Source organism: Streptomyces sp. SID486, from assembly GCF_009865385.1.
Lineage (GTDB): Bacteria > Actinomycetota > Actinomycetes > Streptomycetales > Streptomycetaceae > Streptomyces.
Map to the genome: position 1 here is coordinate 1 of NZ_WWJT01000100.1, position 6,491 is coordinate 6,491.

Annotated in this window: 4 protein-coding genes and 1 pseudogene; 1 reads left to right on the forward strand and 4 read right to left on the reverse strand. The window is 73.9% G+C overall.

Annotated elements, in window-relative coordinates; translation table 11 throughout:
- Positions 1-56: 56 nt before the first annotated feature.
- The 4 genes from GT045_RS05095 to GT045_RS05110 all read right to left on the reverse strand — a co-directional run bounded on the left by GT045_RS05095 (position 57) and on the right by GT045_RS05110 (position 5,071).
- Positions 57-1,373 (reverse strand): PrsW family intramembrane metalloprotease, encoded by a 1,317-nt coding sequence (locus tag GT045_RS05095; protein ID WP_345942549.1) that lies wholly within the window; start codon positions 1,371-1,373, stop codon positions 57-59.
- Between the two features lie 41 nt (positions 1,374-1,414).
- Positions 1,415-2,242 carry a tRNA (guanosine(46)-N7)-methyltransferase TrmB gene (gene trmB, locus GT045_RS05100; RefSeq protein ID WP_161287572.1) on the reverse strand — a complete coding sequence of 276 codons (828 nt, stop codon included), beginning with the start codon at positions 2,240-2,242 and terminating at the stop codon, positions 1,415-1,417.
- 34 nt (positions 2,243-2,276) lie between these two features.
- The gene (gene lhgO / locus GT045_RS05105; RefSeq protein ID WP_202527191.1) at positions 2,277-3,503 is read right to left on the reverse strand and encodes an L-2-hydroxyglutarate oxidase; all 1,227 of its coding nucleotides are present in this window, start codon (positions 3,501-3,503) and stop codon (positions 2,277-2,279) included.
- Positions 3,504-3,643: 140 nt separating this feature from the next.
- Positions 3,644-5,071, reverse strand: coding sequence for an MFS transporter (locus tag GT045_RS05110; protein ID WP_161287571.1), 1,428 nt, complete (start codon positions 5,069-5,071; stop codon positions 3,644-3,646).
- Positions 5,072-5,795: 724 nt separating this feature from the next.
- Between GT045_RS05110 and GT045_RS05115 the strand changes: the two are divergent.
- Positions 5,796-6,491 (forward strand): annotated as a pseudogene (locus GT045_RS05115) (asparagine synthase); the annotation flags it as partial.

Below are 6,491 nucleotides of genomic sequence, written 5' to 3' on the forward strand. Positions count from 1 at the left end.
CCGCGGCGACCCCGGCCCACGGCGACCCCGGGCCGGGGCCGGCCCGTCCGGTACGGCTACGAGCGGTACGGGTTGTACCGGGCGTACGGCCCCGTCGGGTGGCCGTACGCCGGCCAGGGCGCCGCGGGCGGCGGACCCGCGTACACCGGCCGGGCCGGGGCGGCCGTCCGCGCCGCGTACTCCAGTGCCGGACGGGCCACGCCGCGGTGCCTCCACAGCTCGTCGAGCAGCTCGCGTTCCCGTACGACGAAGTCGGCGCCCGCCTTCCCCTTGCGGCCCCGCTGCCGCAGGAACGCCAGCGAGGTGGCACACGCCTCGTACCGCGCCACCTGCCGCGCCGCCGGGCGGCCGTGGTGGTGCCGCGCGTAGTCCCGGGCCATCCGCCGGGCCCGCATCGACCCGAGCGCCGACGGCTCGGCCGGCCCCAGCCACCCGGCCAGCACGTACGCCGGCAGCTCCGCCCGGACGATCCGCAGCTCGCGCTGCCGGGTCCAGACCGCCAGCCAGGTCAGCAGCGCGAACGCGGGCACCATGAAGGCGGCGTAGACGGCGAAGAAGCCGTACTCGCCGAAGGTGGCGGAGCCGTTCCAGAAGGCGTGCATGCCCATCGCGAGCAGCAGGCCCCCGGCCGGCAGCAGGAGACGCCGGACGTGCTGCCGCTCGGCGGACAGCGCGGCGACGCCGAAGCCGATGCCGGTGAGGACGGTGAACAGGGGGTGCGCGAACGGGGACATCACGATGCGCACGAAGAAGGTGGCGGCGGTGACGGAGGCGATGCCCCGGTCGCCGGTGAGCTGGTCGGTCCCGAAGGCCGTGCCGAGGTAGAGGATGTTCTCGGTGAACGCGAAGCCGGTGGCGGTGACCCCCGCTATCACCACCCCGTCCACGATCCCGGTGAAGTCGCGCCTGCGGAAGAGGAACACCAGCAGCACGGCGGCGGCCTTGGCGGACTCCTCCACGATCGGCGCGATCACCGTGGCGCCGAGCGTGTCGGCGCCGGCCGGGTCCGCGGTCGAGGTGGCGATCCACTTGGTCGCGAAGCTGTTGGCCACGATGGCTATCAGCGCCGCCGCACAGGCCCCCCAGGCGAAGGCGAAGACCAGGTTCCGCCAGGGGCCCGGCTCCACCCGGTCCAGCCAGCGGAACGCGGCTATCAGCCAGGGCACCGGCAGCACGGCCAGCCCGAGCCCGACGAGGAACCCCTCCGTGCCGGTCTGCCGCCGGACCAGCGCGAGGATGACCAGACCGGACAGCGCCAGCAGCGAGGTCAGCGCCCCGTACCTCACCCACCTGCGCTGCCACCAGTGCGGGTGACGGAGCGCGCCGTCGCCGGGGCTCGGGGGACGCATCGGAAACGGAGGACTGGTGGCCACGGCATCGACCCTAACGGTGACGGGGCGAGGGGCTGATCGGTTTATCGGTCCCGGCTGTGCGGGGCGCGCCGGAACAGCAGATCGTTCACCACATGACCCTTGTCCAGTCCCTGTCCCTCGAAACGGGTCAGCGGCCGGAACTCCGGGCGCGGCGCGAACCCGCCGTCCGCCTGGGTGTTCTCGAAGTCCGGGTGCGCGGTGAGCACGTCCAGCATCTGCTCGGCGTACGGCTCCCAGTCGGTCGCGCAGTGCACGAGCGCGCCGGGCTTCAGCCGGGTCGCGGCGAGCGTGAGGAACGCGGGCTGGATGAGCCGCCGCTTGTGGTGCCGCTTCTTGGGCCACGGGTCGGGGAAGTAGACGCGCAGGCCGTCCAGCGAGTCCGGGCGGAGCATCTCCCGGAGCAGGATGATCGCGTCGCCGTTGGCCACCCGGACGTTGGACAGGCCGCCCTGGTCCGCCAGGTTGAGCAGGTTGCCCTGGCCCGGGGTGTGCACGTCGACGGCGAGGATGTTGGTGTCCGGGTCGCCCGCTGCCATCGCCGCGGTGGCCTCGCCCATCCCGAACCCGATCTCCAGGACCACGGGCCGGTCGTTGCCGAACAGCTCGCCGAAGTCGATGACGCGCTGCCCGTCGATGTCCAGGCCCCACTTGGGCCACAGCCGCTGCAGCGCGTCGGCCTGCCCGGTCGTGACCCGGCTGCGCCGCGGCTGGAAACTGCGGATCCGCCGCTCGAAGTGCGAGCCGGCGGGATCGGCCCTGGGCCCGTCGGGGAAGCGGGGCTCACCCTTGGCCCGGGTGTGCCGGAGGGAGTCACCGGAGCCGTCGGGGGCCGGGAGCGGGGCGTCGGGAGTGTTCGGCGAGTCAGACACAGTGAGCCCAATTTTAGAAGGTCCGCACGAGTCGTTACAGCGACCCCAGCATGTCCAGCGCCCGGCGCCCGATCTCCCGCCCGATCGGCAGCGAGGCGGTGGCCGCGGGGGAGGGCGCGTTGAGCACGTGCACGGCCTGCGCTCCCTCCCGGATCAGGAAGTCGTCCACCAGCGTCCCGTCGCGCAGCACCGCCTGCGCCCGCACCCCGGCCGGGGCCCGCACCAGATCCGTCGCCGCCACCCCGGGCAGCAGTCTGCGCACCGCCTTCAGGAAAGCGGCCCTGGACACCGAGCGGTGCAGCTCGCCCGCGCCGTACCGCCAGTGCCGCCGGGCGATGGCCCACGAGCCCGGCCACGCCAGCGTCCCGGCCAGCTCCCGGGGCCGGACCACCCCCCAGCCGTACCCCTCGCGGGCCAGGGCCGGCACCGCGTTGGGGCCGATGTGCACGCCGCCGTCGATCCCGCGGGTCAGGTGCACCCCGAGGAACGGGAACGCCGGGTCCGGCACCGGGTAGACCAGTCCGCGCACCAGCTCGGGCCGCGCCAGCTCGTAGTACTCCCCGCGGAACGGCACGATCCGCACCTCCGGGTCGTCGCCGGTCAGCCTGGCCACCTCGTCGCAGTGCAGCCCGGCGCAGTTCACCAGCACCCGGCCGCGGACCACGTCGCCGGCCGCCGTGAGCACGGCCACGCCCAGGCCCGGCCGCCGGTCCACCCGGACGACCCGGGCGCCGTACCGGATCTCGGCGCCGGACGCCCGCGCCAGTTCCCGGGCGACCCCCACGAAGTCGCACACCCCGGTGGTGGCGACGTGTATGGCGGCGAGGCCCTGGACCTCCGGTTCGTACTCGCTGATCTGCGCGGGTCCCAGCTCCCGCACCGGGATGCCGTTCTCACGGCCCCGCTGCACCAGTGCGTGCAGCCGGGGCAGCTCCTCCCGCTCGGTGGCGACGATCAGCTTGCCGGTGACGGCGTGCGCGATGCCGTACTCGGCGCAGAACTTCACCATCTCGGCGGCGCCCCGCACCGCGTACCGCGCCTTGAGCGAGCCCGGACGGTAGTAGACCCCGCTGTGGATGACCCCGCTGTTGCGGCCCGTCTGGTGCCGGGCCGGGCCGGGCTCCTTCTCCAGCACGGTCACGCGCGTACCCGGCGCGGCGCGCGTGATCGCATACGCCGTCGACAGCCCGACGATCCCCCCGCCGATCACGAGCACATCGCAGTCGTACGCCCCGGTCCGCACCTGCACCACCTCCGCCATCGATAGTGCACTGCGCCACTGACATCGGCTTCAAACACCGGAAGGGGCCGGCACCCCGACGGGGTCACGGGGAACCGCGCGGACGGCCGCGCCCGGCGAGCCGCCGGCACCGGCCCGGCGGCCCCCCCCGGGCCGCTCCGCTACGCCGGAGCGGCCATCAGCAGCGGCCTGGCCCGCTCCCGCAGCTCCACGACCCGGGGCTCGTCCCCGTACGGCTCCAGCCGGTGCAGCAGGTCCTTCACGTACTCCGTGGTCCGCGCCGACGAGATCCGCCCCGCGACCTCCACGGCCCGCACCCCCTGCTCGCACGCCGCGTCCAGGTTCCCGGACTCCAGCTCGGCGACGGCGGAGACGACCAGCCGCAGCCCGTGCGAGCGCACGAACTCCTCCGTCGGCTTCGACAGCGCCTGCTCGGTGAACCGGCGCACCTGACGTGGCGCCTTCAGGTCCCGGTAGCACTCGGCCGCGTCGGCGGCGAACCGGTCGTATCCGTAGAAACCCAGCCACGAGGGGTCGTTGTCGCCCTCGCGTGAGCGCTCCAGCCATCCCTCGGCCGCCTTCAGCGCCGCGCCCGCGGCCTGCGCGTCCGCCGCACGCGCGTGTGCCCGTGCCTCGACCAGCCGGAAGAAACTCATGGTGCGGGCGGTCGCCAGCCCCCGGTTGCGCTCCAGCGCGGCCTGCGCGAGGTCGACCCCCTCGTCCCCGAACCCCCGGTACGTCGCCTGCAACGACATGGAGGCCAGCACATAGCCGCCCAGCGGGACGTCCGCCGCCGCGCGGGCGAGCCGGAGCGCCTGGATGTAGTACCGCTGCGCGGCCTCCTGCTGTCCGGTGTCGAAGGCCATCCACCCGGCGAGCCGGGTGAGTTCCGCCGAGGCGCCGAACAGGGCGCGGCCGACCTCGTCGGAGTAGGAGCCGAGCAGCAGCGGTGCCGCCTCCACCCGCAGGCACTCCGGGACCATCGAGGAACGCCAGTCCCCGCCGCCGTACTTGGAGTCCCACCGCCTGGCGTCCTCGGCGGCCTCCCGCAGCTTCTGCACGTCGCTGTGGCCGACTTTGATCGGTGCGCCGGACCCCTCGGCGGAGCCCGCCTCCCGCGCGACCGAGCTGTCGGCGGGGGTTATCAGCCATCGTGAGGCGGGCGTTGCGTATGCGCTCACCGCGAACGATCCGGCGAGGGACTGCCAGATGCCGCCGGAGCCGGCCCGGCGGCCGGCGAAGTCCAGGCGGTACAGCTCCGTCGCGGACCGCACGGCCTGTCCCACGTCCCTGGGGAAGGCGAGGCCCACCTCGGGTGCGGGGTCCGCGTCGGCCAGGCCGATCTCGTGGAGCGGCACCGGACGGCCGAGCTTCTGGCCGATGGCGGCGGCGATGAGGTGCGGTGCCGCACCTTGCGGCACCATGCCCTTCGACACCCAGCGCGCCACCGACGTCTTGTCGTAGCGCAACGTCAACCCTCTTTGCGCGCCGAGGTCGTTGACGCGTCTGGCGAGCCCGGCGTTGCTGATTCCCGCGAGGGCGAGAACGGCGCCGAGCTTTTCGTTCGGCCCGCGTTGCTCCCTGGACATGAGCCACCCCTCGACACAGACGGCTGCCGCGCTGGCATAACCATGCGGCATTCGTAAACCCAGCGTAGTTCGCCGCATCCCAAGCGTTAAGGGGCATTGTTCCGGATGGCGGGATTGTGGTCCGTACGGGAGCGCCCGCCCTGCACGCACCGTGCACGGGCTGTCGCCCCGTGCCCCCGTGCGTGTGGCCGTGCGCCCGTCCGTGCGCTCTTCTCCGGCCACCGGGGGAGCGGTTCCATGGCTCCTGCGTGGGTCGGCCCGCTGTACTGGATCCAGTGGGCTGGGGGACACCGCCGCCTTCATCCCCGCGGGTGGCGGACCGGTCCGGGAGGCGTCTTCCGCCTCCCGGACTGTGCGTGTGTGCGGGCCGCCGCGCCCTTCGCCGCCCTGTACGGAGCGTGCTCATCGCCCGGCTGCCGCCAGCGATTTGGCCAAAAATCGACCCCCTGCGGATGGGGTGAATTTCCTTTACGACCATGCAACTTGAGGGCGCAGAGGGAGTTTTGGGGGAGCGCATTGGGGGCGCATTCGCGCCGCCCCCCTTGGGTGTCACCCCCGCCGGACCCACCCGGCGCGCGTCGGCCACCCGTCAACTCCCCCGGTCCGCCAAGCGAACTTCCCTCGATCGAAGGCGGTGCCACCGCGCCTCTCCGACGTGCGCTTCATGGCAGCATGGGTCCGGTTCCTACGGTGCACTGGTTGTCCACAGCCTGTGGAGGCGTCGATGCGGTGGTTGGTGGGGTGGAGCAGCACCGCCGCGGGCGCCGCCGGGATCGGCTCCGCGGGCGCGGTCGGGTACGAGGGCGAGACCCTGCACCCGGTCGGTTCCCACCTTCTGTGGGGTGACCCGGACCCGCTGTGGGCCGTCGGCGACTGGCGCCCGGACGAGGTGCGCGTGGTGCACGCCGACGCGGAGCACCGGATCGCCGTCCTCGGCATCTGCGGCGCCACCGACGAGGAGCTGCGGCGCGGCCTGGTCACCGCGCGCGGGGGCGCCGTACGCCATCTGACCGCCTGGCCCGGCAGCTACACGGCCGTCGTCCGGGCCGGCCGCCGCATCACCGTCTGCGGCGATCTCGCGGGCGCCCGGCCGGTGTTCCACACCTCCTGGGCCGGCGGTACGGCCTACGCCACCGCCGCGCTGCCCCTCGCCGACCTCGTCGAGGCCAACCTGGACTTCACCCATCTCGCCGCGCTGCTCGCCGCGCCGGACGTCCCGGCCGCGCTGCGGGACACCACCCCGTACGAGGGTGTACGGCGCATCCCGCCGGGCCACGCGCTGGTGCTGCGCGCCGGGGCACGCGAGGTCGCCGGGTACGAACCGGTCGCCTCCCTCGCCGTGGCGGCGCCCCCGGCCGAGCCCGGCCGCGCCGTGGACGCCGTACGGGACGCCCTGGTGGAGGCGGTCCGCGCCCGGCTG

Excerpts from the sequence above, each read along its gene's own strand:
- lhgO (WP_202527191.1), bottom strand. The coding sequence starts at position 3,503 with ATGGCGGAGGTGGTGCAGGTGCGGACCGGGGCGTACGACTGCGATGTG.
- GT045_RS05110 (WP_161287571.1), bottom strand. The coding sequence starts at position 5,071 with ATGTCCAGGGAGCAACGCGGGCCGAACGAAAAGCTCGGCGCCGTTCTC.